The following is a 26454-nucleotide window of genomic DNA, read 5'->3' on the forward strand; positions in this document are numbered from 1 at the left end:
GACCCTCGGGATGTGAAAAAAGAGGGGGTGCTATGCAGCAAGATCGTGAGCACCCCCTTTACTATCTTGACGCGGAAACCCTTCTGGTGGCTACCTACATTTGGGTGGATGACGAACTCAAGGCCTTGCAAGCTCAGGACTTCAAGCTCCCCCCAAAGCAAAAGCACCAGAAGGCTACCCTGGCCGAGCTCCTAACCCTCGCCATCTTTCTCCTTTTGCAAGGCCAAGACCTCGCCAAAGGCTACTTGGCCGCCAAGACCACCCTCAAGGCCTACTTCCCCTCCCTCCCCCACCTCTCCCGCTTCTACCGGGTCCTTCAGAAGGCCCAGGGGTTGTTGGCTCACCTGGCCATGAGGCTCTCTGGGGGACAAGGCCTCCTGCAGGTGGTGGACCTCAAGCCTATCCCCCTGGCCCACGGCCACCGCATCCACGGCCTCTCTCTTCCCGAGGCCGCGATGGGGGTAGGACCTCTGGGGGCTTTCGCGGGCTACGTCCTCATGCCAGTGATGAACGAGCGGGGTCTCTTCTTTCGTTGGGCCATTCTCCCCGGTAATGCCCGGGAGACCTGGGGGAGGGACCTGCTGGACGGTCTGCCCGCGGTCCTCGGGGACCGGGGCTTTCGTTGGGTCCAGGGAGTCAAGACACCACCCTATCGGGTCAGGGGAGGAAGGGTGGTGGAGACGGGGTGGAGAGGGTGGATGGGAAGGGTACGGAACTGGATAGAGACCCGCTTCAGCGTGATGGTGCGGTCTTTGGGGCTTCATCGGATAGAGGCCCGGTCCTACTGGGGGCTGGTGGCCCGGGTGAACCTCATCCTGCTTGTTCACAACCTCATACGTAGCCGGGTGCTTCTCAGGATGGCCGGGGTGGAGCTATGAGGTAGCACACGAAGGAATCAGGCTAAAAGGGTGTTTGTCCCAGAAAGTTGGCTAGGATATAAAGGGAGCGAGTATCACAATGTGAACTTCGAGTATGTGTAGTGTGATAGTTTTTCTTTCCCCCAATTGACGGTGGTTGGGAGTACGTCCTAGGTTAGTGCACAACGTATCCAATACGTGGCAAGGGTGTTGGGAAGGAGGCAAAGCAGATGCTGATTGGCATGCGGAAGGCCCTGGCAGGTATAGCGGTTAGCGCCATGTGGGTGTCCTCGTTGACAGTAGCGGCACAAGGCGATCTCCGGGTGGCTTCTCCCCCCGATTTCCCGGTGGAGTTGGCGGACCTCGAGGCGCTCCACGATGCGGGACGTTACCGGGAGGTCTACGAAAAGGCGCTTGCGCGAAAGGACGCCTGGGGTTTTATCCTAGCCTCCTATAGCGCCACAAACTACGCCCGTTACCAGGCACAGGATGCCGAACGTCAAGATTGGTTTAGGCGCGCTGCAGATGCGGCCCGCGAGGCGATAAAGCTCTCTCCTCAAGAGAAACGCAAGGCGTCTTTTGACGTGAGTGCCGAGGCAAAGGCTTACTTCGCCTTGGGACAAGCCTTGGGAAGGTACGTTCAGTATGCAGGTCTATTCACACAAGCGCTCTTGGTGAACCAGATTCGCTCTGCTTTCAGTAAGGCGATTGAGTTGGCCCCGCAATTCCCAGATCCATATATTGGTATGGCGTTGTGGCATGCGGAGGGGGTTTCGCGCAACATATGCTTAATCTTTGGGTGTAAGCGGGATCAAGTGCGGGTGTTCTTAGATAAGGCTGAGAGCCAGCGTAGCAATTCCAAACGAGTGGTCTTGGGTTACGTGGATGGGGGCTATGCGAACTTGCTGATCGGAGATTTCCAGGAATCCGAGCGCGGCTTGACCACGGCGCTAGCGACCCCAGCCAAAACGGCTGAAGACAAGTATGAGCACGAGCGGGCTCGCAAGCTGATGGAGGAGCTTAACCGCAAGAGGGGGACAGCGAAATGACGCGGGCGGAGGAAAAACCTTGGCTCAAGTTCTATGACCCGGGGGTTCCGCTGGAGCTTGAGTATCCCGAAGTGCCTGTTCAGGCTCTTCTGGAGGAGTCTGCGCGGAAATGGCCCTCAAAGGAAGCCCTCTTCTTCTACGGCACGAAGATCACGTACGCAGAGCTCTTATCCTTTTCTCAGAGACTTGCGGCCAATTTACAGCGCCTGGGCTTGAAAAAGGGAGAGCGAGTAGCGTTGATGTTACCGAATACCCCTCAGTACGTGATTGCCTACTATGGGGTGCTAAGCGCCGGAGGGGTTGTGGTTAATATGAACCCGCTCTACACACCCCGGGAAATGCGGACTATACTTCAAGATACTGAGGCTCGCTTTTTGATTATCTTGGACCTCGCTTTCCCGCGTTATCTAGAAATTGAAGGAGAAACGTCGGTGGAGCAGGTGTTTACCGCGGGGATTCAGGATTACCTACCCCCTCCCCTCAATGTTTTGTATGTGGCAAAGGCTAAGCAGGAGGGGATTTGGCAGGAATTGCCACAGCATCCCAAGAGAAAGGATTTTGCCCTTCTCTTAGAAGCAGGAGAACCTCAACCAGTAGGAGTACATCCGGATGATTTGGCATTGCTGCAGTACACCGGGGGCACCACCGGTTCCCCTAAGGGAGCCATGCTTACGCACAGGAACCTGGTGGCCAACGTTTACCAGGTTTGGTCGTGGATGGAAGCGGGTCGTTTCAGGCAGGATAAGTTCCGCTTGGAGGAGGGCAATGAGGTGGGCTTGTGTGCGGTGCCCTTTTTTCATGTCTATGGGATGACCGTGGCCCTGAACTTGGGGATCAAAGGGGGGGGGAAGCTCATCCTGGTGCCTCGGCCTGAGTCCAAGGAATTGGTGGATCATGTGGAGGATCACCGGGTGACCCTTTTCCCTGGGGTACCCACAATGTACGTGGGTTTCCTGCAAGTGCCAAACTTGGCAAAAAGAGATGTTTCTTCTATCAAGTTTTGCATTTCGGGGGCGGCTCCTCTCCCTGTGGAGGTGGCGAAGCGGTTTGAGGAGGTAACCGGGGCCAAGCTCATAGAGGGATATGGCCTGACTGAAGCGAGCCCCGTGACCCACGCCAACCCCCTTTTTGGTAAGCGCAAGGTGGGATCCATAGGTTTGCCCCTTCCCGGCGTAGAGGCGAAGGTGGTGGATGAAGCGGGCAAGGAGCTGCCTCCTGGAGAAGTGGGAGAGCTAGTGGTCCGAGGTCCCAATGTTATGCGGGGGTACTGGCGGAGGCCTGAAGAGACGGCGCAGGTTTTGAGGGATGGATGGCTTTATACCGGCGATATGGCCCGGATGGATGAAGAAGGCTACTTTTACATCGTGGATCGGAAAAAAGACTTGATCATTGCGGGTGGCTACAACATTTACCCGCGGGAAGTAGAGGAGGTTCTTTACAGCCATCCTGGAGTTTTAGAAGTTGCGGTAGTGGGTGTTCCCGATCCTTATCGGGGAGAGACTGTTAAGGCTTTTGTGGTCTTGAGGCCAGAAGCACGCGGGCAGGTGACAGAGCAGGAATTGGAAGAGTATTGCCGTAAGCACCTGGCTGTGTACAAGGTTCCGAGAAAATGGGAATTTCGTGAGGAATTGCCGAAGAGTTTGGTTGGAAAGGTTCTCCGGCGGGTGTTGCGGGAAGAAGGGGGAAAGGGAGGTGGGTTATGAAGGGGTGGCGTGCTTGGGTTTGGCTCACCTTAGGGGGGGTTTTGGGAGCGTGTGGCCTTCCAAGTCCGGATGAGGCTAGGAGGAATCTGGCTCCGGAAACTCCCCTTACGCCAGAGTATCGGGACATTCCTTTGGCCAGGGTGCAGCTGGGCGTAGAGGACCTTTATGGGCTCCTTTTTGGCGAAAGCCCCAATGTTCGCCTCTTTGTTATGGATAGGGAAGGGGAAAGGGGCGGGATCCGTCAAGGGGATATGGCCTTAGAGATTGGGGTCCCGGATTTTGAACTAGCGTTTTTTGTTTCTGCGCTAGAGCTTAACCGGCCAGTAAGGAAAGAGGTTTCTCTACCCCAAATTGGCGGTGTGAACTACTCTTTGCAAAATCTCCTGAGACAGGCGCAGCTTCCCGAGGCTTATCTTTTGCAAACCCTCACCCTGACGTTACCCGAGGGGTATGTGCGGGCGAAGGACATTGCGGTTTGTGTGCGAGGGGGTAATTCGTGCACAAGCTTTTTAAGCCGGGTTGCTGATGGAAACACGGAGTTCCGCTTTGAGACGGGGAAGCCCGTAGAGGTGGTGGCCGAGGCGAGCGCCTTGCTCAATGCCTTAGGAACATCCGTGTTTGAAGGCGCAGTGGGGGTGGATCTTAAACTTACCCCATTGGCGGATCTTGGGGATCTCATTGCGTATGTAGGGCAAAGGGGATGCGGCATAACAGGATGCAACATACAGCAAAGCGTTACAGGGGCTCGGGTTTTAGCTCCCTTTGGCGCTAAGGCCTCGAGTCCCTTGGAGGTCGCCACGAAGGCGCTTGCTTCGCCTTTGGGTGCACTGCCAACGAGCACTGTGGAGGAGCTTAAGCGCTACACGGAGAAATTAGGCCTTACCTTGGAGCTCGAGTCCAGTCTGCCCACGGAGGTTTTAGGGGTGACCTTGTGGGCTGGATCAGGAGATAATCCTCGGTTTGATGCACCTTTGCCGCAGGATTTCGTTTATACGACATCTGAGTCAATACCCGCTCCGCAGGTGGATTCCGACGGCCGTTCGTTGGGGGTTTCCCGCAAGGTAATCACCGTGGAGTTAACTCAGGAAGAGACCAAGCGTTTCTTAGGTCTATTGGGACAGGAGAACGTTCACGTGGCAGCGCGTTTGCGCCTCCAGGGACCCCAAGGAAGCCAGGGGGTGTTTCGCTTCAAAGCAGAAGACCAATTGCGTATTTTTGCCAAGGGTACAGCAAGGTTGCGAATTGGGAGGTAAAACGATGCGAGGTGTTCGCTGGGTGGTTGGATGTTGGCTAGCACTTGGGGTTGTGGCTTTGGGGCAGCCCGCTTTTTATCCGGAAGGCCCGCAAGTCCTGCCGATGGAGGGGGGCATGAGGATTGGCCTTCCGAGTATGGAGCTGGATGTTGATAACAACACGCTGACGCTGGCCGATTTAGTCAATGTGGCTGCGCTATTAAAGGATCCGCAACCGACGGACATCCTTCTCCTTGCTGCCAGGGTACCCAAGGGTGTGAATTCGGTGGCTACTTTACAAGGGCGGGGACAGGTGCTTGCGTTAGCTTGGCCTTTTGGGATAGATCCGCTAACAGGTTCGGCAGCTTTTAGCCTAGGACTTTCCTACGGTATTGAAGCTCGAGGTTTACTTAACATCGGTAAGGATTTGGTAGCCTTGGCGCAAGACGGCGCGCAGCCGGGAGATGCGCTCGTGTTGGATGGCACCCAAGGTATAGGTACGGTTTTTGACCGGTTGACGCTTCAAGCAGCCTTGCCTATCTTGGATGGGCTCGTTGTAGCGGGTACAGAAATATCGCTCCTGTATACAAGGTTCTTGGCCCAGGCAACCTTGGGGGGGAATCTCTATTACGATGCCAACGGATACGATGGCATGGTGGGCCTCGAGGCGGTGCGTGGGGGGGGTGGGTTCGGTTATCAACTGGGGCTTGGTCTGCAAACACGTTTGCCCACGTTGGGTGCGGGGGTTCGTATCAGGTTTTTGGGAAGGCTCAGCTATGCGGGCGAACGCACAGCGGTGATGATGCAAGCCACGGATGCAACGGCGTTGGATATTGTGGATTGCCTTCGTAATGCCACAAGCAATGCCCAGGTTAGCTGCGTTTCGCAGACCAACCAGGTATCCGAATCCCTGTCCTTACCCACGGAGGTGGATGCCTACGCTTACTACCCGCTTTTTCTTGGAGAGGGTGATCCAGTGTTTCTTATGGCACGGGCTCGGGGGGTATTGGGAGGGCCGCTTGAAGAAGGCTGGCGGATAGGTTTGGGTGCATCTTACCGGGTTTTCCCTCAAGTTCCGATGGGGGTGGAAGTGGGCTTGGGAGGTCCTTCGGGATTTGCGTTGGGTTTGCGTGTTGGATGGGAATGGCCTGGAGCGGAACTGCGCTTTGGTCTGCTCCAGCGTGGAGGTTTCGTACTGGGTGCTAGGGGCACGGAGTTTCAGCTGGCGGCGGTGTTGAAGTAGGGGGTTGGAATGGTAGATTCGGCGCGGCGGTACCATCTGTCCGAAGAGGAGCGCAAGCGGCTGAAGAAGGAGTTGGACCTGAAGGCGAAAGCTATCACGCCGCGGGCCCGGATGCGTGCGGTCATGAGCGTGATAGCCAGATATGGGTTGTCCCAGATCCTCGCAGGTGGAGTGCCCAGGACGGAGGAGGGGTGGCGTGCTCTGGGGCGCCGGGTAAAACAGGCTTTCCAAGAACTCGGCCCCACTTACATAAAGTTGGGTCAGGTTTTGGTTACACGACAAGAGCTCTTTCCCGATCCGTTTACCGACGAATTGAAAACCTTGCTAGATGAAGTTCCTCCCATGCCGTTTCCGTACATCGCTTTGGTGCTTCAAGAGGAACTTCCGGACGGGTTGGATACCTTTAATTGGATTGACCCACAACCCCTGGCCTCTGCTTCGGTGGCTCAAGTGTATCGGGCGGAATTGCGGGATGGCCGGGCTTGCGCAGTTAAAGTGGTAAGGCCTCTGGTTGACTTGCTATTCCAAACCGATATTGGTGTCATAAAGCGGCTCGCTTCACGGATCCAGCGCCTTTTGCCTCCTCCAGTTGCTGCTTCGGTAGATCTGCCCGGCATATTGGAGGACTATTATTCCAGCGCACTCTCAGAGCTAGATATGCGCTTGGAAGCGCGCAATACCGAAGAAGGGCGACGGATGGCCGAGGAGTTTGCTACGTTAGCTGTCCCCGAGGTATATCTGGCGACCCAGCGCGTGTTGGTGATGGAGTTTGTAGATGGTTGGAATTTGAAGGATTTTCCAGTGGATTTTTTCACCTTTGAGGAGCGTTTGGAAATCATGTTGGATTTAGCCCACATCTACATTAAAACCTTCCTGGAGGGCCTGTATCATGCAGACCCTCACGGGGGGAACTTAATGATTCATCGCCATAACCGCAAGTGCTACATCATTGACTGGGGTATGATGGGGCGCATGGATGCAACACACATTGAAGCGATTTTTCGCACATTGCTTCACGTGCGATCTGGTCAGGCAAAAGACGCAGCCGAAACGATTATGGAGGTGTACGAACCCACAGCTTTTACGGATCGGGGAAAACTGCGGGATCAGCTTCGTGCCTTGGGTATTCACTATGTAAACTCTGAGCAGGGCAGCCTACGAAATTGGGGTGATTTTCTGATTCGATCTATAAAGATCGCCTTCCAGAACCACTGCCGTATACCTTCCGGACTCGCCTTATGGGCGAAGGGATGGTCTGCGGCGGAAGGCACGGCGCGCTGGATCTGCCCGGAGATTAGCTTCCACCATGTGGTGGAATCGGCAGATATACGTATCATAGAAAGCTGGCTTAAGCGCCGCTTTAACTACCGGACAAATGCGAGCTTGTTGGCTGAGGGGTTGGAATTTTTAGCCACATTTCCACGTAGAGTCAAAGAAATTCTAGAAAATCTGGCTTGGAATGAGCTGAGATTGGTTCTGGAGGGAAGGCTTGCCCAAGACCAAGAACGCTTGATCTCACGGTTGGTTAACCGCCTTTCCCTGGGCATGTTAGCCAGTGGGCTGTTTTTAGGAGGTGCAATTCTGCTGGCGTTTGGCGGGGGGGTCCCGGGCAATCCTTCCATGGTACGGTTCGCTGGGCAGGTTGGGCTTTGGGGAGGGTTGCTCCTTTCAGCGTACTTGGTCTACAGGGTTGTGCGTCAGCGTATTTAGGAGGGGTGCATGAGGGAAAAAAACGGGTTGAGCATGGAAGAGCGGATACGCGCTTTTTACAGGCAAAGTGGTGGCCCGTTAAATCCAAGAATTCCGGAGTTGATAGAGCGGCATTTGCTATATGGTAAGGACCACGGTGTTCCTGGACGACGGGAGACCTTGACAGACGCCTTTATGCGCTGGTTAATGGAGGATCCAAGCATGCGGCTTATAGCGGAATTCTATATGCGCCGACAGATGCGCCAGGGATCGTTGGAGAGCCGCTTAATGCAAGTGGAAAAAGAGCTGGGCGCACTTCGTGAGGAGGTTAGGGAGCTCAGGCGGGCGTTCTTGGAGCTTTGTAAGCAGCGGACAGATGGGTGAACCTTGACAAGGGAGGGGTTAAGTCTTGACGTTGACGGCTTGTGAGCGTAAACTTTGACTGAGTATAAGTTTAGGGAGGCAAAGATGCGTCGGATAAAAAAGGTAGGGGTCATAGGGGCCGGAACCATGGGTAGTGGGATTGCGGCTTTGGTGATTAGCGCAGGTGTTCCCGTGGTGCTTTTGGATATCCCGGGACAGGATGATCGGAATGCCCCGGCGAAGCAGGGCATTGAGCGGGCTTTGAAGTCAAAGTTTCCCGCGTTCATGGACAAGGACTTGGCCTCGTACATAGAGGTAGGCAATATTGAAGACAATCTGGACATGCTGCGGGATTGTGATTGGGTGGTAGAGGCCATTGTAGAGAAAGTGGAGCCGAAGCGGGCGCTTTACGGCCGATTGGAGTCTGTGCTCCATCCGGAAGCCATTGTTAGCTCCAACACGAGCAGTATTCCCATGCGGATTTTGCTGGAGGGGCGTACAGATGAGTTCCGGCGCCGCTTTTTGGGGACGCACTTCTTTAACCCGCCGCGTTACCTCCATTTGTTAGAGATCATTCCCACGCCTGAAACGGATGCCAGCGTGGTGGCCGCCATTCGCCATTTTGGTGAGCGCATCTTGGGTAAGGGGGTGGTCCTGGCCAAGGATAGCCCGGGCTTCATCGCCAACCGGCTGGGTGTGTACGGCATGGTGCAGGCGATGCGGCTTATGGAAAAGCACGACCTCACCATTGACGAAGTGGATGCGCTCACAGGTTCTCTCTTAGGGCGCCCGAATTCTGCCACTTTCCGCACCGCGGATCTCACGGGTTTGGATGTCTTGAAGCTGGTGGCGGAAGAGCTCGCGGAGGCTACTGGGGAAGACTTTACGCTTCCTGCGTGGTTTTACCAGATTGTGGAGCGTGGGCTTTTAGGGGATAAGACGGGGGCAGGCTTCTACAAAAAGGAAAATGGGGAACGATACACCTTGGATTACAAGACATTGGAATATCGCCCGCGTCAGAAGTTAGAGTTGCCCGAATTAAGGGCTTTAAAGGACAAGCCCTTAGAGGAGCGGCTGCGGGGCGCACAGCAATTGCCTGGAAAATACGGAGCCTTCTTGAAGGAACTCTTCGCCTCTACAGCCCACTATACGGTTTCCAAGGCCCCCGAGATCGCCTATGACCTGGTAGGGGTAGATCAGGCCTTGGAGTGGGGTTTCGGGTGGGAAGAGGGACCCTTTAAGAACATGGACGCCCTTGGCCTGGATTATGTGCGCCAGGTATTCCAGGAATTTGGGCTTCAGGAACCAGACTGGATCGCAGGTAAAGAGCGCTTTTACCGCAACGGGACATTCCTGGGCTTTGACGGGGTTTATCATCCTCTGCCGAGCCGTCCCGATGTCATACAACTGAAGCCCCTGAAGCGGGAAGGCAAGATCCTCCATTCTACTTCGGAGGCTTCTGTTCTGGATTTGGGCGATGGGGTGCTCTTGCTGGAGTTCCACAGCAAGATGAACGCCATCGGCGAGGGGGTCCTCCGAACGTTAGAGAAGGCGTTGCGCATAGTGGAGGCAGGGGAGTATTTGGGCTTGGTCATCGGCAACGAGGATCCCCGGGCGTTTTCGGCTGGCGCTAACCTCGCCTTGATTTTGTCGCTGGCCCAGGAAGGAGATTGGGCTGAGCTTAAGCGTGCCACCTACTTCTTCCAGCAAGCAACCAAAGCCATTCGGTATGCCCCATTCCCGGTTGTGGTGGCCCCGTTCGGCCTGACCTTAGGCGGGGGAGCTGAGTTCATGCTCCATGCGGACCATGTGCAGGCCCACGCGGAGCTATACACGGGCCTGGTGGAGGCGGGGGTTGGTTTGTTGCCCGCGGGCGGCGGCACAAAGGAAATGCTTTTGCGCTTCACTAGGGAGCTTTCTGGCTTCGCTCAGGCGGACTTATTTGAGGGTGTGCGCAGAGCTTTTGAACTTATTGCCACTGCTAAAGTGGCAACGAGTGCCCTCGAGGCCAAGAAGTTTGGCTTCCTTCGGGATCGGGATGGCATAACGATGAATCGCGATTTCCTCATCGCGGATGCAAAGCGTAAAGTGTTAGAGCTTGCCGTGGACTACAGGCCTCCCCTTCCGTCAAGGATTACCGTGTTGGGGGACGAAGCTCTAGGGAACTTAAAGTACGCTGTTTGGCAGTTCCGGGAAGCGGGAGAAATTACAGACCACGAGGTCAAGATTGGTCAGGAAATCGCGTGGGTTCTTTCTGGTGGAGGTGGGCCGCGGCGTGAGGTGACGGAAGACTTCCTGCTGGAATTGGAGCGCGAGGCTTTTGTCCGGCTTTTGGGAACCCGGAAGACCCAGGAGCGCATCGCTTACACCCTGAAGACGGGTAAGCCGCTGCGGAACTAGGTGGCGTTAGGGGGATAGAAAATGCGCGAGGCGGTCATTGTTAGTGCGGTTAGGAGCCCCGTTGGGCGGGGAAAGCGGGACGGCGTTTTTGCGAATCTGCATCCGGTGGATCTGTCTGCGCAGGTGATGCGCGGTGCTGTGGAGCGGATTGGCCTTGATCCAGGGGAGCTGGAGGATGTCCTCTGGGGTTGCGCGGTCCCTGAGGCGGGGCAAGGGCTTAACATCGCGCGGTTGGCCCTTTTGAGGGCGGGTTTCCCCATAGAAGTGTCGGGGGCAACCGTTAACCGTTTTTGCTCCTCGGGATTGCAAACCATCGCCATGGCAGCTCAGGCTGTCATGACGGGAATGGCGGATGCGGTGCTTGCGGGGGGTGTGGAGGTGATGAGCCAGGTTCCCATGTCGGGGTTTGTTACCCGTTTGCACCCTGACCTGACCCCGGATACCTGGAGCCCGGAGGCTTACTCCACCTACATAGGTATGGGTTACACCGCCGAGCGGGTAGCGGAGCGCTTCGGAATATCCCGGGACGATCAGGATAAGTGGGCTTATCGGAGCCATCAGTTGGCCACCAAGGCGCAACGGGAAGGAAAGTTTACCGAGATCGTACCGATCCGCGTTCCCAAGGTGAGCTTCCAGGGGTCTAAAAAGGTGGTGGAGGAAGCGGTTGTGCAGGTGGATGAAACCGTTCGTCCGGATACCACCCTCGAGGCCCTGGCCAAACTCCGCCCCGCCTTCAAGAAGGGGGGCACGGTGACCGCGGGGAACGCCAGCCCTTACTCCGACGGGGCAGCGGCGGTGATCGTCATGAGCCGGGAAAAGGCGGAGGCCTTGGGCCTAAAGCCCCTCGCCCGTTTTGTCAGCTTCGCCGTGGCGGGGGTGGAGCCCGACGTCATGGGCATCGGTCCGGTGAAGGCGGTGCCCAAGGCCCTGGCGCGGGCGGGCCTCACCCTGGACCAGATTGACCTCATAGAGTTCAACGAGGCTTTCGCCGCCCAGGTTCTGGCGGTGATGCGCACCCTGGGCATGCCGGAGGAGAAGACCAACGTGAATGGCGGGGCCATCGCCTTGGGCCACCCCTTGGGGGCCACGGGGGCCAAGCTCACGGCCCAGCTCATCAGCGAGCTTTCCCGTCGTGGGGGGGGCTACGGCCTTGTCACCATGTGCATCGGCGGCGGCATGGGGGCTGCTGGTGTCTTTGAGGTGTACCCGGCTTAGAAGGAGGAGCGTATGGTTCAGGAAAGGAAGCTTTGGCAAAAGGGTGGTGGGTGGCTTTTGGAAGCACCGGAGCGGATTTATACGCCGGAGGACTTTGACTCCGCGATCCGCGAGATAGCCAAAACGACCCGGACGTTTGCGGAGCGGGAGGTTCTCCCTCTCTTGGAGCGCCTGGAGCACGGCGAGCTGGAGCTGAACCGCGACCTGCTCCGTAAAGCGGGGGAGTTGGGCCTCTTGGGTGCTGAAACGCCAGAGGAGTATGGGGGGCTTGACCTTCCCAAAACCGTTTCCACGGTGATTGCGGAAAACCTTGCGGGGCTAGGGGGGTTTGCCGTTACCCATGGGGCCCATACCACCTTGGCTATGCTTCCCATCATCTACTTTGGCAGCGAGGCCCAGAAGCAAAAGTATTTGCCCAAGATGGTAGCGGGCGAGTGGGTGGGCGCATACTGCCTTACCGAGCCTGGTGCGGGTTCGGATGCGCTTTCCGGTAAGACCCGGGCCACCCTTTCGGAGGACGGGAAGTACTACATACTGAACGGCGTCAAGCAATGGATCTCTAACGCCGGCTTCGCGGATGTTTTCATCGTTTTTGCCAAGGTGGATGGGGAGAAGTTCACCGCTTTCATCGTGGAGCGGAGCTTCGGGGTGAAGGTGGGTCCCGAAGAGAAGAAGATGGGCATTAAGTCCTCTTCCACCAGGCAGGTGATCCTAGAAGATGTCAAGGTGCCCGTGGAAAATGTGTTGGGCGAGATTGGCAAAGGCCACAAAATCGCCTTTAACATTTTGAATGTTGGCCGTTACAAGCTTGGGGCGGGATCCATTGGTGGAGCAAAGCTAGCGCTGGAGATTTCCACCAAGTACGCCAAGGAACGGGTGCAGTTTGGTCGGCCCATCGCCCAGTTCGGCCTCATCCAAGAGAAATTGGCCGAGATGGCCACACGGGCCTTCGCCGGGGAGAGCGCCGTTTACCGCACCATGGGCCTCATCGATGAGGCCATTGGCGATAAGAAAGGCCCTGAGGCGGTGATGGCTGGCATTGAGGAGTATGCTGTAGAGGCCAGTATCATCAAGGTGCTCGGATCGGAGGTTTTGGCCTACGCTGTGGATGAGGGGGTACAGATCCACGGTGGCTACGGGTATTCTCAGGAGTACCCCATAGAGCGGGCTTACCGGGATGCTCGCATTAACCGTATCTTTGAGGGAACCAACGAGATCAACCGCCTTTTGATCCCGGGCATGCTCCTTAGACGGGCCATGAAGGGGGAGTTGCCCTTGGTGCAGGCGGCTACCAAGCTTCAAGATGAGCTCATGTCCCCCAGCTTTGACGAACCGGAGGACCCGGAGGCAGCCCTGATCCAAAGCTTGAAAAAGCTAGCCCTCATGCTCTCAGGTCTGGGGGCCATGCGTTTTCAGCAGAGGCTTGAGGAGGAGGAGGAACTCTTGGCTGCCGCTGCGGACCTGCTCATTGATATTTATGCGGCGGAAAGCGCCTTGTTGCGGGCCCGTAGGCTTGGAGGGGTAGCGGAAAAGATGGCCCGACTGTACCTTTACCAGGCAGCGGATCGGGCACAGGTGCGGGCCAGCCAGGTGGTACCCCGGTTGGCGCAGGGGGATGAGCAAAGCTTCATTCTCTCGGCGGTGCGCCGGCTTACAAAGCGGCCCGCCGTGGATATGATTGCTCTGAGGAGGGAGATTGCGGGAGCGGTCCTCGAGGCCGGGGGCTACCCCATCCCCCGCTAGCCTCCCAAGCGTTTGGCCCCCGGGGTACCCCGGGGGCTTTTTAGGTTAGCTCCAGCCGCCATTTGGGGCCTTCCTTGGTGTCCTCCACGATGACCCCAAGGTCCTTTAACCGCTCGCGGATGCGGTCGCTTTTGGCGAAGTCCTTAGCCCTCCTGGCCTCTTCCCGGAGCTCCAGAAGGAGGGCGATGAGGCCTTCCAGAAGGGGCCCGGAAAGCTTGTCCTCCAAGACCCGTGGGGGGAAGAGGCCCAGGATGCCCTCCCCCAAGGTGTGCAAGAGGGCCTCGGCCCGGGCCAGGCTATCCCCTTTGGCCTCGGGTAGGAGGCGGTTGAGCTCGGGCAGGAAGGTGAAGAAGGCGGCCAGGGCCTCGGGGGTGGAGAGGTCGTCCTCCAAAGCGGCGAAGAAGGCCTTTTCCAGGGCGTCTAGGGCCCGTTCCAGCTCGGGGGTGGTGCCGCTTTGAGCACCCTTCCGCCTTTGGCGCACCTCCCGGTAGGCCTGGAGGAGGCGGGCGTAGCCCCGCTTGGCGCTTTCCAGCCCCTCCCAGGTGAAGTCCATGGGGCTTCGGTAGTGGGTCTGGAGGAGGTAGAAGCGGAGGGCCATGGGCTCGTGGGCCTGCAGGAGGTCGTGGAGGAGGACCAGGTTCCCCGTGCTCTTGGCCATCTTCTCCCCCTCCAGGAGGACGTGGTTGTGGTGCATCCAGTGCCGGGCGAAGCGGTAGCCCGCCGCCTCCGCCTGGGCGATCTCGCACTCGTGGTGGGGGAACTGCAGGTCAATCCCCCCCGCGTGGATGTCAAACCCTTCCCCCAGGTACTTGAGGCTCATGGCGGTGCACTCAATGTGCCACCCTGGGTAGCCTTCCCCCCAGGGGCTTTTCCAGCGCATGAGGTGCCCGGGCTCTGCCCGCTTCCAAAGGGCGAAGTCCAGGGGGTCTTCCTTTTCCTCCCGCACCTCCACCCGGGCCCCGGCCCGTAGCTCCTCCAGGCGCTTGCCCGAAAGCTTGCCGTACTCGGGGAAGGCCCGCACGCGGAAGTAGACGCTTCCGTTCCGCTCGTAGGCGTACCCCAGGTTTAGAAGCCGCTCGGTGAGCTCAATCTGCTCCGGGATGTGGCCGCTCGCCCGCGGGGCGATGGAGGGGCGGAGGACGTTCAGGGCCTGGATGGCGTCAAAGTAGCTCCACATGTACTTTTCCGCCACCTCCATGGGTTCTAGTTGCTCCAGCTTGGCCCGCTTGGCGATCTTGTCCTCCCCCTGGTCGGCGTCGTCGGTGAGGTGGCCCACGTCGGTGATGTTGGAGACGAAGCGCACCTTGTAGCCCTGATGGAGGAGGTAGCGCCGGAGGACGTCGTAGACCACCGGACCCCGGGCGTGGCCCAGGTGGGGGTCGGAGTAGACGGTGGGGCCGCACACGTAGATGCCCACGTGCCCGGGCGTGGCCGGTTCAAAGGGCACCTTCTTTCGCCTGAGCGTATCGTAGAGGACAAGGCCCATAGGGAGGATTATAGGCTTCGTGGCATAATGGCGGGGTATGGGAAGGATCCTTCGGGGCCTAGCGGGGGAGGGAAACCTTAGGGTGGTGGCGGCGGAAACGGGGGATATCGTGGAGGAAGCCCGGCGCCGCCACGGCCTTTCCCCCACGGCCACCGCCGCCTTGGGCCGGGCCATGACCGGGGCTCTCCTTTTGGCCCAGCTCCTCCTCAAGACCCCCAAGGAGCGCATCACCTTGCGCATGGAGGGCACGGGGCCCTTGGGGGGCCTGGTGGTGGAGGCGGACGCCTTGGGGAACGTGCGGGGGTATGTGCAAAACCCCAGGGCGGAGGTGCCCTTGCGGGAAGACGGCAAGCTCAACGTGGGCGAGCTTATCGGGGCTGGGGTCTTGCGGGTGGACCGGAGCCTGCCCAGTGGGGAGGTTTACACCAGCACCGTGCCCCTGGTTTCCGGGGAGATCGCCGAGGACCTGGCCCACTACCTCTGGCAGTCCGAGCAGGTGCCTTCCGCCATCCTCCTGGGCGTTCGGGTCAAGGGGGAAGGGGAGGTGGAGGTGGCTGGAGGGGTGGCGGTGCAGGTGATGCCCGGGGCCTCCGAGGAGGTGCTGAGCCGCCTCGAGGCCAACCTTAAGGGCATTCCCGGCATCACCCCCCTGCTCAGGGAAAAGGGCTTGGAGGGGGCTTTGGAGGACCTCTTGGCCGGCCTCGGCTTCGCCCGCACCGACCTCAGGGCCTTGGGCTACGGGGCGAACGAGATCCCCGCCCGCTTCCGCTGCCGCTGCAACCGGGAAAAGGCCTTGGAGGCTTTGGTCTTCTTCACCCCCGAGGAGCGGGAGGAGATGATCGTCCAAGACGGGGGCGCGGAGGTGGTCTGCCACTGGTGCGGCGAGGTCTACCGCTTCTCCCCCGAGGAGATCCGCGCCCTGGTGGCGGAGGTGCGCTGCCCCGACTGCGGAGCGCTATGGCTTTACCCCAAGGCGGACGGGACGGTCTTTCGCATAGAGGGGGACACCTGCCGCTGCGGGCGCGAGGTGGAGCTCCCAGCGGGGCGGGCCCAGGCCTAGTGGGGTAAGCTTTAGGCATGTTCAGGACCATCCTCCTGGCCTACGACGGCTCGGAGCACGCCAAGCGGGCGGCAAGGGTGGCCAAAGCCGAGGCGGAGGCCCACGGGGCAAGGCTTGTCGTGGTCCACGCCTACGAGCCCGTGCCCGACTACCTGGGGGAGCCCTTCTTTGAGGAGGCGCTCAAGCGCCGCCTGGAGCGGGCGGAAAAGGTCTTGGCCGAGGCGGTGGCCCTCACTGGGGTGTCGCGAGCGGATGCCTTGCTTCTGGAAGGGGAGCCCGCCTCCGCCATCCTGCAGGCGGCCTTGGGGGAAAAGGCGGACCTCATCGTCATGGGCACCCGGGGGCTTGGGGCCCTGGGAAGCCTCTTCTTGGGGAGCCAAAGCCAGAAGGTGGTGGCCGAGGCCCCTTGTCCCGTGCTCTTGGTGCGCTAGGAGGAGTCCGTGGAGTACGAGACCCTGGCGGTGCTTGCCGGCTTACCAGAGGACCCCTTTGGGGCGGTGGGCCTGCCCATCTACGCCGTGGCGGCCTATGGCTTCAAGACGCTGGAAGAGGGGCAGGAGCGCTTCGCCACGGGGGAAGGGTACGTCTACGCCCGGCAGAAGGACCCCACCACCCGGGCCCTGGAGGAGCGGCTAAAGGCCCTGGAAGAGGCCCTGGACGCCGTGGCCCTGGCCACGGGCCAGGCGGCCACCTTCGCTGCTCTGCTCGCCCTTTTGCGCCCCGGGGACGAGGTGGTGGCGGCCAAGGGGCTTTTCGGCCAGACGATTGGGCTTTTTAACCAGGTCTTGGCCCCATGGGGTGTGCGGGTGCGCTATGTGGATCCCACCCCGGAGGCGGTGCGGGAGGCCCTCACGGAAAGGACCCGCTTGGTCTTCGTGGAGATCGTGGCCAACCCCGCCCTTTTGGTGCCGGACCTCGAGGCCCTGGCCACCTTGGCGGAGGAGAGGGGCGTGGCCCTGGTGGTGGACAACACCTTTGGCGCTGCCGGGGCGCTCGCTAAGCCCCTCCGGTGGGGGGCGCACGCCGTGGTGCAAAGCCTCACCAAGTGGGCCTCGGGCCATGGCTCGGTTTTGGGCGGGGCGGCGCTTTCCCGGGAAACGGAGCTATGGGGGCGCTTTCCCCACTTCCTGGAGCCCGACCTCAAGGGGCAGGTCCCCTGGGAGGCCCTGGGGCCCCGGTGCTTCCCGGAAAGGGTGCGCACCCTGGGGCTCTCCCTGGCGGGCATGGCCCTTTCCCCCTTTAACGCCTACCTCCTCTTCCAAGGCCTGGAGACCGTGGCCCTCAGGGTGAGGCGCATGAGCGAGACCGCCCTCAGGCTTGCGGAAGCCTTGCGGGGCCACCCCAAGGTGAAGGCCCTCCGCTACCCCTGGCTTCCCGAAGACCCCGCCTACCCCCACGCCAGGAAGTACTTGGCCGCCGGGGGCGGGATCTTCACCTTGGACCTGGGAAGCCTCGAGGCGGCAAGCCGCTTCCTTAGCGCCATCCGCCTTCTCAAGGCGCCCAATGTGGGGGACGCCCGCACCCTTCTCGTCCACCCCTGGACCACCACCCATAGCCGCCTGAAGGAGGAGGCCCGCCTCGAGGCCGGGGTTACCCCAGGCCTCATCCGGGTTTCCGTGGGCCTGGAGGACGCCGGGGACCTGGAGGCGCTTTTCCGCGAGGCCTTGGCCGCGGTCTGAGGGGAGAGGGAAAGCACAAGCGGATTTTATCGTGAAGAAAAGAACATATCCCGCCGCTGTGGCGGGGTGGGAAAGCCCCTCGGACCTACACCACCCAGACCCCCCGCCGCATGAGGGGTGTGCGGGTGCCGTCCTCGAGGAGGCCATCCACGTCCACCTCCTCCGAGCCGATCATCCAGTCAATGTGGATCAGGCTCTCGTTCCCGCCCCGCCTCCGGAACCCCTCCCCGGAAGGGCGGCCCTCCAAGTTTTCCTGGTAGGCCTGGCCGAAGGCGATGTGGCTTGCGGCGTTCTCGTCAAAGAGGGTATCAAAGAAGACCAGGCCCGTCTTGGCGATGGGGTTGTCGGCGGAGACCAGGGCCACCTCCCCAAGGCGCCTCGCCCCCTCGTCCGTGGCGAGGACCTTCCTTAGGACCTCTTCTCCCTTTTCTGCCCCCACCTCCACGGCCACGCCCCCCTCAAACCGGGCCCAGATGCCCTCCACCAAGGTGCCCCCGAGGGCTAGGGGCCTCGAGGCCCGCACCACCCCTTCCACCCGCCCCCGGTGGGGGGCGGTGAAGACCTCCTCCGTGGGCAGGTTGGGGTTGCAAAGCCGCCCCTTCTGCGTGGGCGTGGCCCCACCTTGCCAAAGGTGCCCCTCGGCGAGGCCCACCACCAGGTCGGTGCCGGGGCCCCGGAAGTGGAGGGCGTGGAAGCGGCGGGCGTTCAGGTAGGCCACCTTCTCGTGCAGGAAGCGGTTGTGGGCCTCCCAGGCGGCGATGGGGTCTTCTTGGTCCACCCGGGTGGCCTGGAAGATGGCCTGCCAAAGCCGCCCTACCGCCTCCTTCTCGGGAAGCCCCGGGAAGACCGCCTGGGCCCAGCCCGGGTGGGCGAAGGGGACGATGGTCCAGTTGGTGACGAACTCGGTGATGGCCTCCAAGGCGGGCTTGTAGGCCCGGGCGTTGGCCTGCTGCGCCTTACCAATCCGCTCGGGGGGAAGGCCTTCTAGGGCCTTGGGGTCGTTGCCGGAGACGGCAAGCCTGGCCGCCCCTTCCCGGAAGGCCTTGGCCATCCCCTCGTAGAGCCAGGCGGGGGCCTTATCCAAGCCCTCTTCCGGGGTCAAGGAGAGGCGCTTGCGGGAGAGGGCGTTGTCCCCATAGATCACGGTGAAGAGGCTTGCCCCTTCCCGGTAGGCCTTTTCCGCCAGGAGGCGGACGAAGTCCAAAGCCTCAATGGGGGCGGTGGTGATGACCTCTTGGCCCCTTTCCAGGTTTAGGCCCACGCGGATGGCCAGCTCGGCGAGCTTCTCTAGCTGTTCCTTAAAAGCGTCCACGCCCCCAAGTCTTTTCCCCCTGGGGCTTCCCGTCAAGCCCGGGGGCAGGCGCGGGGCCGGCTGAGGAGGAGGGCTAGGCCCGCCAGGAGGAGGAGGAAGGGGCGGTGGTCGGGCAGGACCAGGGCCAGAAGGAGAAGGACCAGGGTTACAAGGTAGCGCACCCAAGCGGCCATGTTTCCATCTTACCTTCGCGGCCCTGGGACATTCCTCACCCCTTTTGGGGGCTAAGGTGGAGGCGAGGTGAAGCCTATGCGTTCCATTACCGTGGACGGGAACGAGGCGGTGGCCCGGGTCGCCTACCGCCTCTCCGAGGTCATCGCCATCTACCCCATCACCCCCTCGAGCCCCATGGCGGAGCTTTCCGACGAGTGGGCGGCCAGGGGCGAGCCCAACCTCTTCGGCCTGGTGCCCAAGGTGGTGGAGATGCAGTCGGAAGGGGGGGCGGCGGGGGCCTTGCACGGGGCCTTGCAGGAGGGGGCCTTGGCCACCACCTTCACCGCAAGCCAAGGCTTGCTCCTCATGATCCCCGACATGTACAAGATCGCCGGGCAGGCCTTGCCTGGGGTGATCCACGTGGCCGCCCGCGCCCTCGCCACCCACGCCCTTTCCATTTTTGGCGACCACCAGGACCTTTACGCTGTGCGCCCCACGGGATGGGGGATTTTGGTTTCCGACTCGGTGCAGTCGGCGCAGGACCTGGCGGCCATCGCCCACGTGGTGGCCTTACAGGCGAGCCTTCCCGTCCTCCACGCCATGGATGGCTTCCGCACCTCCCACGAGGTGCAGAAGATCCAGCCCCTTTCCGACAAGGAGCTAAAGGAGCTCTTCCCCTTTCCCGCCTTGGAGGCTTTCCGCAAGCGGGCCCTCACCCCTGAGGCCCCGGTGATCCGGGGCACGGCGCAGAACCCGGACCACTACTTCCAAAACCGCGAGGCCATCAACCCCTACTACCGGCGGTTTCCCCAGGCGGTCAAGGAGGCCATGAACCGCTTTGCCGGGGTGACGGGGCGGCGCTATGCCCCCTACGAGTACTTCGGCCACCCTGAGGCGGAGCGGGTGGTGGTGGTTATGGGCTCCGCCTCCTTGGCGGTGGAGGAGGCGGTGGAATACCTCCTCAAGCGGGGCGAGAAGGTGGGCATGGTGCGGGTCCGGCTTTACCGCCCCTTCCATCTGGAGGACTTCCTGGCCGCCTTCCCCAAAAGCGTGCGCCGGGTGGCGGTCTTGGACCGGGGCAAGGAGCCCGGGGCGGTGGGGGAGCCCCTTTTCCAGGAGGTGGCGGCGGCCTTCGCCCTGCAAGGCGGGGAGGTTCCCCTCTTGGTGGGTGGGCGCTACGGGCTTTCCTCCAAGGAGTTCACCCCCGCCATGGCCCTGGGGGTCTACGAGGGGCTAAAGGGGGAGAAGCCCCGCCACGGCTTCACCATCGGTATCCAAGACGACGTGTCGCACACGAGCCTCCCGTACCCCGAAGTGGACTTTGAAGACCCTGCCTCGGTGCGGGCGGTCTTCTTCGCCTTGGGGGCGGACGGGACGGTTTCCGCCAACAAGAACACCATCAAGATCATCGGGGAGGAAACGCCCCTTTACGCCCAGGGGTACTTCGTATACGACTCCAAGAAGTCCGGCTCCCGCACCATCAGCCACCTTCGCTTCGGCCCCAACCCCTTGAACAAGCCCTACCTTATCCGCAGGGCCAACTTCGTGGGCATCCACCAGTGGGGTTTTCTGGAGCGCTTCCCCATGCTGGAGGTGGCGGAGGAAGGTGCCACGGTGCTCCTCAACAGCCCCTACCCCAAAGAGGAGGTCTGGGACCGTTTGCCCAGGCCCGTGCAGGAGGAGATCCTGCGCAAGAACCTGAAGGTTTACGTGGTGAACGCCTACGAGCTCGCCCGCAGGGTGGGGCTTCCGGGCCGCATCAACGTCCTGATGCAGGCGGCCTTCTTCAAGCTCTCGGGGGTCTTGTCTGAGGAGGAGGCCAAGGCCCGTATCAAGAAGGCCATTGAAAAGACCTACGGCAAGCGGGGGAGAAGCGTTCTGGAGAAGAACTTCCAGGCGGTGGAGCTGGGCTTCCAGGCGGTGGAGCCCCTCCCCATTCCTGGGCGCCCCACCTCAGAAAAGGGTCTGGTGCCGCCCATGGTGGGGGACCCGCCTCCTTTCGTGAAGGAGGTGCTGGGCCCCATCGCCTTGGGTCTGGGGGACGTCTTGCCCGTTTCCGCCTTTCCCGTGGACGGCACCTACCCCACGGGCACCGCCCGCTACGAGAAGCGGGGCATCGCTGAGTTCGTGCCCACCTGGGACCCCGAGGTCTGCGTGCAGTGCGGGAAGTGCGTCCTGGTCTGCCCCCACGCCGTGGTGCGGGCCAAGGTGGTGCCGGAGGAGGCGCTTTCGGGGGCTCCGGAGGGGTTTCCCCACCGCAAGGCCATGTGGAAGGAGCTTGCTGGCGAGTTCGTCCTCGCCATAAGCCCGGACGACTGCACGGGGTGCTCCTTGTGCGTGGAGGTCTGCCCGGCCAAGGACAAGCGCAACCCCAGCCGCAAGGCCTTGAACCTGGCGCCCCGCCTCGAGGTCCGCGAGGCCATGAACCGGCACTGGGACTTCTTCCTGTCCCTACCGGAAACCCCACGTGCCGGCCTCAAGCTCCACGCGGTCAAGGACGTGCAGCTCCTGGAGCCCCTGTTTGAGTTCCCCGGGGCCTGCGCCGGGTGCGGGGAGACCCCCTACCTTAGACTCCTTTCCCAGCTCTTTGGCGACCGCCTCATCGTGGCCAACGCCACGGGGTGCAGCTCCATCTACGGGGGCAACCTCCCCACCACCCCCTGGAGCAAGAACAAGGAAGGCCGGGGCCCCGCCTGGGCCAACTCCCTCTTTGAGGACAACGCCGAGTTCGGCCTGGGCATGCGCCTGGCCCTGGACAAGAAGGCGGAGCACGCCAAAAAGCTCCTGCCGGAGTTCCGTGAGGTGCTCGGGGAAGATCTCTTGGCGCGGCTTCTTGCCGAGGTGGGGCCGGAGGGCGTGACGGAGCGGCGAAGGGATGTGGTCCTCTTGCGGGAGCGGCTTAGCGGGCTGGATGACCCTAAGGCCCGGGACCTCCTGGCGGTGGCGGACGCCCTCATCCCCCACTCGGTCTGGATTGTGGGCGGGGATGGCTGGGCCTATGACATCGGCTACGGGGGGCTGGACCACGTCCTGGCCTCGGGGGCGAACGTGAAGGTTTTAGTCTTGGACACGGAGGTCTACTCCAACACCGGGGGGCAGGCCTCCAAGGCCACGGGCCTGGGGGCGGTGGCCAAGTTCGCCATGGCGGGCAAGCCCACCCCCAAGAAGGACCTGGCCTTCATGGCCATGAGCTACGGCCACGTGTACGTGGCCCAGATCGCCATGGGGGCGAACGACGCCCACACCCTGCGGGCCTTCTTGGAGGCGGAGGCCCATAGGGGTCCCGCCCTCCTCATCGCCTACAGCCACTGCATCGCCCACGGGATTGACATGGCCAAGGGCATGGACCACCAGAAGCTGGCGGAGCGCTCGGGGTACTGGCCGCTTTTCCGGTATATCCCTGGGGAGGGTTTAAAGTTGGACTCCAAGCCCCCCACCTTGCCCCTCCGGGATTACCTCTATGCGGAAAACCGCTACCGCCTCCTCCTCCAGACCCACCCCGAGGAGGCCGAGGCCTTCTTGGAGGCGGCGGAGGAGGCGGTGCGGGCGCGGTGGGAAAGGCTAGAACGGCTTGCGGGCCACACGGCCATTCCGGCGAGCTAGGAGGGCGGCATGGACCTGAAGACCACGTATCTGGGCTTGACCCTGGAACACCCCTTGGTGGCCTCCGCTTCGCCCCTCACGGAGAAGCTGGAGGGATTCTTGCGGCTGGAGGACGGCGGGGCGGCGGCCATTGTCATGCACTCCCTCTTTGAGGAGCAGGTGGCCCTCGAGGAGGAGATGCTGGACCATTACCTGCATTACGGGCACGAGAGTTACGCCGAGGCCCTCACCTACTTTCCCCGCGCCCACGAGTACCGCCTGACCCCGGAGCGGCACCTGGACCTCCTCTCCCGGGCTAAGGAGCGGGTTTCCGTGCCCATCATCGCAAGCCTCAACGGCATTAGCCCCGGGGGCTGGGTGGAGTACGCAAGGCTTTTGGAGGAAGCCGGGGCGGACGCCATTGAGCTTAACCTCTACTACATCCCCACGGACCCTGCCCTGTCCGGGGCAGAGGTGGAGGAGGTGTACCTTTCCACCATCCGGGCCGTGGTGGGGGCGGTCCGGGTGCCCGTGGCGGTGAAGGTGGGCCACGCCTTCACCGCCTTCGCCCACTTCGCCAAGCGGGTGGAGGGCACGGGGGCCAAGGCGCTTGTCCTCTTTAACCGCTTCTACCAACCGGATTTTGACCTGGAAACCCTGTCCGTGGTCCCCACTCTCTCCCTGTCCCGGCCCTACGAGGCGCTTCTGCGCATCCACTGGATCGCCCTCCTCTATGGCCGGGTGGGGCTGGAGCTGGCCTTAACCGGGGGTGTCCACACGGGCAAGGAGGCGGTGAAGGGCCTCCTGGCCGGTGCCCAGGTGGTGATGATGACCTCGGCCATCCTGGAGCGGGGCCCGGGCCACTTCCGCACGGTGTTGGCCGAGCTAAAGGCCTTCATGGAGGAGAAGGAATACGCCAGCGTGGCGGAGATGCGGGGGGTGATGAGCTACCAGAAGGTGGCGGAGCCCGCCGCCTTGGAGCGGGCCAACTACCTCAAGGTTCTGGGTTCGTACCGGCTTCTTCCCTGAGGGCGTAAAGCCCGCCTCCCAGGGCCACCACCGGGCTTCGCTCCCACCGGGCCAAGGCGGAAAGCCTTACCTTGGCGATCTTCTCCGGCTCCCGCACCGCCTGCCAAAAGCCTTCCTCCTTCAGGCGCCGGCCCACCTCGGTGTAGTGCAGGGGCCGCCCCGCCTCCTTAAGGAGGGCCACCACCCGTTTGCGGAACCGGTCCGGCCTGGGCATGGGGCCTCAGTATACCCGTATAGTGAGGGCATGCGAAACCAGGAGCTTGCCCGCCTCTTTGAGGAGATCGGGCTTATGAGCGAGTTCTTGGGGGATAACCCCTTCCGGGTCCGGGCCTACCACCAGGCGGCCCGCACCCTCTATGACCTGGACACCCCCATTGAGGAGGTCGCCAAAAGGGGCAAGGAAGCCCTCCTGGAGCTTCCCGGTATCGGGCCTGATCTCGCGGAGAAGATTTTGGAGTTTTTGAATACGGGGAAAATCGCCAAGCACGGGGAACTGGCGAGGAAGGTGCCGCGGGGCGTCCTCGAGGTCATGGAGGTGCCCGGGGTGGGCCCCAAGACCGCCCGGCAGCTTTACGATGCGCTCGGGATAGACTCCCTGGAAAAGCTCAAAGAAGCCCTGGAGCAGGGCGACCTCCTAAAGCTCAAGGGCTTTGGCCCCAAGAAGGCGGAGCGCATCCGGGAGGGCTTGGCCTTGGCCCAGGCCGCGGGGAAGCGGCGGCCCTTGGGGGCGGTGCTTTCCCTGGCCAGAAACCTCCTCGAGGCCCTCCGCGCCCTACCGGGGGTGCAGGGAGCCGAGCTTTGCGGCTCGGCCCGGCGCTACAAGGACACCGTGGGCGATTTGGACTACCTGGCGGCGAGCCTCGAGCCCGCCCGGGTGGTGGAGGGCTTCGTGGCCCTGCCGCAGGTGAAGGAGGTCTACGCCAAGGGCAGGGAACGGGCCACGGTCTTCCTGAAAAACGGCCTGCAGGTGGACCTCAGGGTGGTGCCCCCGGAAAGCTTTGGCGCCGGCCTCCAGTACCTAACGGGGAGCAAGGCTCACTCCATCAAGCTCCGCGCCTTGGCCCAGGAGCGGGGCCTCAAGCTTTCCGAGTACGGGGTGTTCCGGGGAGAGGCGCGCCTGGCGGGGGAAACGGAGGAAGAGGTCTACGCCGCCTTGGGCCTCCCCTACATCCCCCCGCCCCTGCGGGAGGACCATGGGGAGATAGAAGCGGCCCTAAGAGGCGAGCTTCCCCGGCTTGTGGAGCTTTCCCAGGTGAAGGGGGATCTCCAGGTCCACTCCACCTATTCCGACGGGCAGAACACCTTGGAAGAGCTGTGGGAAGCGGCCAAGGCCCTGGGGTACGAGTACCTTGGGGTCACGGACCACTCCCCGGCGGTGCGGGTGGCGGGGGGGCCTTCCCCGGAGGAGGCGCTCAAGCGGGTGGAGGCCATCCGCCGCTTCAACGAGACCCACGGCCCCCCTTACCTCCTGGCGGGGGCCGAGGTGGACATCCGGCCCGATGGGAGCCTGGACTACCCGGACTGGGTCCTGCGGGAGCTGGACCTGGTCCTCATCTCCATCCACTCCCAGTTCAAGCTCTCCAAGGCGGAGCAAACCAAGCGCATCCTGAGGGCCTTGGACAACCCCTTCGTCCACGTCCTCGCCCACCCCACGGCCAGGCTCATCGGCCGCCGTCCCCCCATTGAGGCGGACTGGGAGGCCATCTTCCAAAAGGCCAAGGAAAGGGGCGTGGCGGTGGAGATTGACGGCTACTACGACCGCATGGACCTCCCCGACGACCTGGCCCGCACGGCCCACGGGATGGGGCTTTGGGTGAGCCTTTCCACCGACGCCCACCAGACCGAGCACCTCCGCTTCATGGAGCTCGCCGTGGGCACCGCCCAAAGGGCCTGGATCGGCCCGGAGAGGGTTTTGAACGTGCTCTCCTACGAGGACCTCCTCGCCTGGCTCAAAGCCCGGCGAGGGCCTTCGCCTTGAGGAGCACCTCCAGGAACATCTCCCGGGTGAGCCTTCCCGTCTGGGTGTTCTGGCGGGAGACGTGGTAGCTCGTAAGGAGGTGCCGCCCGTCGGGAATGGGATAGTGGGCCCCGTGGAAGAAGGGGTGGCCCCGTTTGGGAAGGCCGAAGTAGGCCAAAAGGGCCTCGTGGGCGATGCGCCCTAGGGCTAGGTAGACCCGGGCCTCCCGGAGAAGGCCGAGCTCCACCTCCGTCCAGCGGGCGCAGGTTCGGATTTCCTCCCGCGTGGGCTTGTTCTCGGGTGGGGCGCAACGCACCGCCGCGGTGAGGTAGACGCCGAAAAGCCTGAGGTCATCCCCAGGCTCGCTTTCCCGCTTGCTGGAAAGCCCCGCCTCAAAGAGCAAGGGGTAGAGGAAGGCCCCCGAGGCGTCCCCGGTGAAGGGGCGGCCCGTGCGGTTGGAGCCGTGGGCCCCGGGGGCGAGGCCGAAGAGGACGAGCTTGGCCTTGGGATCTCCGAAGCCCGGCACGGGCTTAGCCCAGTAGCTTTCTTGACGAAAGGCCCGCCTGCTTCCCGCCACCCCTTCCCGCCAGGCCACAAGCCTGGGGCAGAGGCGGCAGGCCAAGAGGGCCTCTTGGTACCGGGTGAGGCCATCCACGGGAAAAGCATACCCCCCGGGCACGAGGCCCGGGGGTAGGGGGTGGG

General features: G+C 61.8%; 21 protein-coding genes. 16 read left to right on the forward strand and 5 right to left on the reverse strand.

All coding sequences use genetic code 11. The features are described from left to right. The first annotated feature begins 32 nt into the window (after positions 1-32). From QT17_RS10975 to QT17_RS11010, 10 genes are all read left to right on the forward strand, one after another. A complete protein-coding gene (locus QT17_RS10975) occupies positions 33-878 on the forward strand; it encodes a transposase (protein WP_014628970.1) in 846 nt (281 codons plus the stop codon). Between the two features lie 209 nt (positions 879-1087). Next, positions 1088-1906: a hypothetical protein gene (locus QT17_RS13095; RefSeq protein ID WP_052155209.1), complete on the forward strand. Its 819-nt coding sequence runs from the start codon at positions 1088-1090 to the stop codon at positions 1904-1906. Continuing rightward, a complete protein-coding gene (locus tag QT17_RS10985) occupies positions 1903-3609 on the forward strand; it encodes a long-chain fatty acid--CoA ligase (protein ID WP_039459981.1) in 1707 nt (568 codons plus the stop codon). The genes QT17_RS13095 and QT17_RS10985 overlap by 4 nt, the downstream gene beginning before the upstream one ends. Before the next feature lie 251 nt (positions 3610-3860). Further along, positions 3861-4862 carry a hypothetical protein gene (locus QT17_RS13700; protein ID WP_152607394.1) on the forward strand — a complete coding sequence of 334 codons (1002 nt, stop codon included), beginning with the start codon at positions 3861-3863 and terminating at the stop codon, positions 4860-4862. A 115-nt stretch (positions 4863-4977) separates the two neighbouring features. Next, the gene (locus QT17_RS13705; RefSeq protein WP_152607395.1) at positions 4978-6084 is read left to right on the forward strand and encodes a hypothetical protein; all 1107 of its coding nucleotides are present in this window, start codon (positions 4978-4980) and stop codon (positions 6082-6084) included. A 9-nt stretch (positions 6085-6093) separates the two neighbouring features. After that, positions 6094-7794, forward strand: a complete 1701-nt coding sequence (locus tag QT17_RS10995) for an AarF/ABC1/UbiB kinase family protein (RefSeq protein WP_039459984.1) — start codon at positions 6094-6096, stop codon at positions 7792-7794. Positions 7795-7803: 9 nt separating this feature from the next. Further along, positions 7804-8157 carry a hypothetical protein gene (locus QT17_RS13425; RefSeq protein WP_081995814.1) on the forward strand — a complete coding sequence of 118 codons (354 nt, stop codon included), beginning with the start codon at positions 7804-7806 and terminating at the stop codon, positions 8155-8157. Between the two features lie 84 nt (positions 8158-8241). After that, positions 8242-10536 (forward strand): 3-hydroxyacyl-CoA dehydrogenase/enoyl-CoA hydratase family protein, encoded by a 2295-nt coding sequence (locus tag QT17_RS11000; RefSeq protein WP_039459986.1) that lies wholly within the window; start codon positions 8242-8244, stop codon positions 10534-10536. Between the two features lie 21 nt (positions 10537-10557). Continuing rightward, positions 10558-11751 carry a thiolase family protein gene (locus tag QT17_RS11005; RefSeq protein WP_039459987.1) on the forward strand — a complete coding sequence of 398 codons (1194 nt, stop codon included), beginning with the start codon at positions 10558-10560 and terminating at the stop codon, positions 11749-11751. Positions 11752-11763: 12 nt separating this feature from the next. Continuing rightward, on the forward strand, positions 11764-13494 hold the full coding sequence (locus QT17_RS11010; RefSeq protein WP_039459989.1) for an acyl-CoA dehydrogenase family protein: 1731 nt from the start codon (positions 11764-11766) through the stop codon (positions 13492-13494). 40 nt (positions 13495-13534) lie between these two features. Here the strand turns inward: QT17_RS11010 and cysS are convergent, their stop codons facing one another. Then, complete coding sequence (gene cysS, locus QT17_RS11015; RefSeq protein ID WP_039459991.1) at positions 13535-14980, reverse strand: cysteine--tRNA ligase; 1446 nt, start codon at positions 14978-14980, stop codon at positions 13535-13537. 37 nt (positions 14981-15017) lie between these two features. On the opposite strand from cysS, the gene hslO reads away from it, so the two are divergent. From hslO to QT17_RS11030, 3 genes are read left to right on the forward strand one after another with little or no spacing between them, the layout of a single operon-like run. Further along, on the forward strand, positions 15018-16040 hold the full coding sequence (gene hslO / locus QT17_RS11020; protein ID WP_039459993.1) for an Hsp33 family molecular chaperone HslO: 1023 nt from the start codon (positions 15018-15020) through the stop codon (positions 16038-16040). A gap of 17 nt (positions 16041-16057) precedes the next feature. Continuing rightward, positions 16058-16471 (forward strand): universal stress protein, encoded by a 414-nt coding sequence (locus tag QT17_RS11025; RefSeq protein WP_039459994.1) that lies wholly within the window; start codon positions 16058-16060, stop codon positions 16469-16471. A 9-nt stretch (positions 16472-16480) separates the two neighbouring features. Beyond that, positions 16481-17719, forward strand: a complete 1239-nt coding sequence (locus tag QT17_RS11030) for an aminotransferase class I/II-fold pyridoxal phosphate-dependent enzyme (protein WP_039459996.1) — start codon at positions 16481-16483, stop codon at positions 17717-17719. A gap of 85 nt (positions 17720-17804) precedes the next feature. Here QT17_RS11030 and QT17_RS11035 read toward each other — a convergent pair whose 3' ends face one another. Beyond that, a complete protein-coding gene (locus QT17_RS11035; RefSeq protein ID WP_039459998.1) occupies positions 17805-19031 on the reverse strand; it encodes an aminopeptidase in 1227 nt (408 codons plus the stop codon). A 32-nt stretch (positions 19032-19063) separates the two neighbouring features. Continuing rightward, positions 19064-19204, reverse strand: a complete 141-nt coding sequence (locus tag QT17_RS14095) for a hypothetical protein (protein WP_200883401.1) — start codon at positions 19202-19204, stop codon at positions 19064-19066. Between the two features lie 76 nt (positions 19205-19280). On the opposite strand from QT17_RS14095, the gene nifJ reads away from it, so the two are divergent. Beyond that, entirely contained in the window at positions 19281-22787 is a 3507-nt protein-coding gene (gene nifJ, locus QT17_RS11040) for a pyruvate:ferredoxin (flavodoxin) oxidoreductase (protein WP_039460000.1), read from the forward strand. A gap of 9 nt (positions 22788-22796) precedes the next feature. After that, positions 22797-23795 (forward strand): dihydroorotate dehydrogenase-like protein, encoded by a 999-nt coding sequence (locus QT17_RS11045; RefSeq protein WP_039460002.1) that lies wholly within the window; start codon positions 22797-22799, stop codon positions 23793-23795. On the opposite strand, the gene QT17_RS11050 is transcribed toward QT17_RS11045, so the two are convergent. Then, a complete protein-coding gene (locus tag QT17_RS11050) occupies positions 23761-24009 on the reverse strand; it encodes a hypothetical protein (protein ID WP_039460004.1) in 249 nt (82 codons plus the stop codon). The genes QT17_RS11045 and QT17_RS11050 overlap by 35 nt on opposite strands. Before the next feature lie 30 nt (positions 24010-24039). On the opposite strand from QT17_RS11050, the gene polX reads away from it, so the two are divergent. Next, positions 24040-25773: a DNA polymerase/3'-5' exonuclease PolX gene (polX, locus tag QT17_RS11055; protein ID WP_039460006.1), complete on the forward strand. Its 1734-nt coding sequence runs from the start codon at positions 24040-24042 to the stop codon at positions 25771-25773. On the opposite strand, the gene QT17_RS11060 is transcribed toward polX, so the two are convergent. Next, positions 25745-26407: a type-5 uracil-DNA glycosylase gene (locus tag QT17_RS11060; RefSeq protein WP_039460041.1), complete on the reverse strand. Its 663-nt coding sequence runs from the start codon at positions 26405-26407 to the stop codon at positions 25745-25747. The two genes, polX and QT17_RS11060, sit on opposite strands and share 29 nt — an antisense overlap. Positions 26408-26454 lie beyond the last annotated feature (47 nt).

The organism is Thermus sp. 2.9 (assembly GCF_000794385.1).
In the GTDB taxonomy this organism is placed as follows: Bacteria; Deinococcota; Deinococci; order Deinococcales; family Thermaceae; genus Thermus; species Thermus thalpophilus.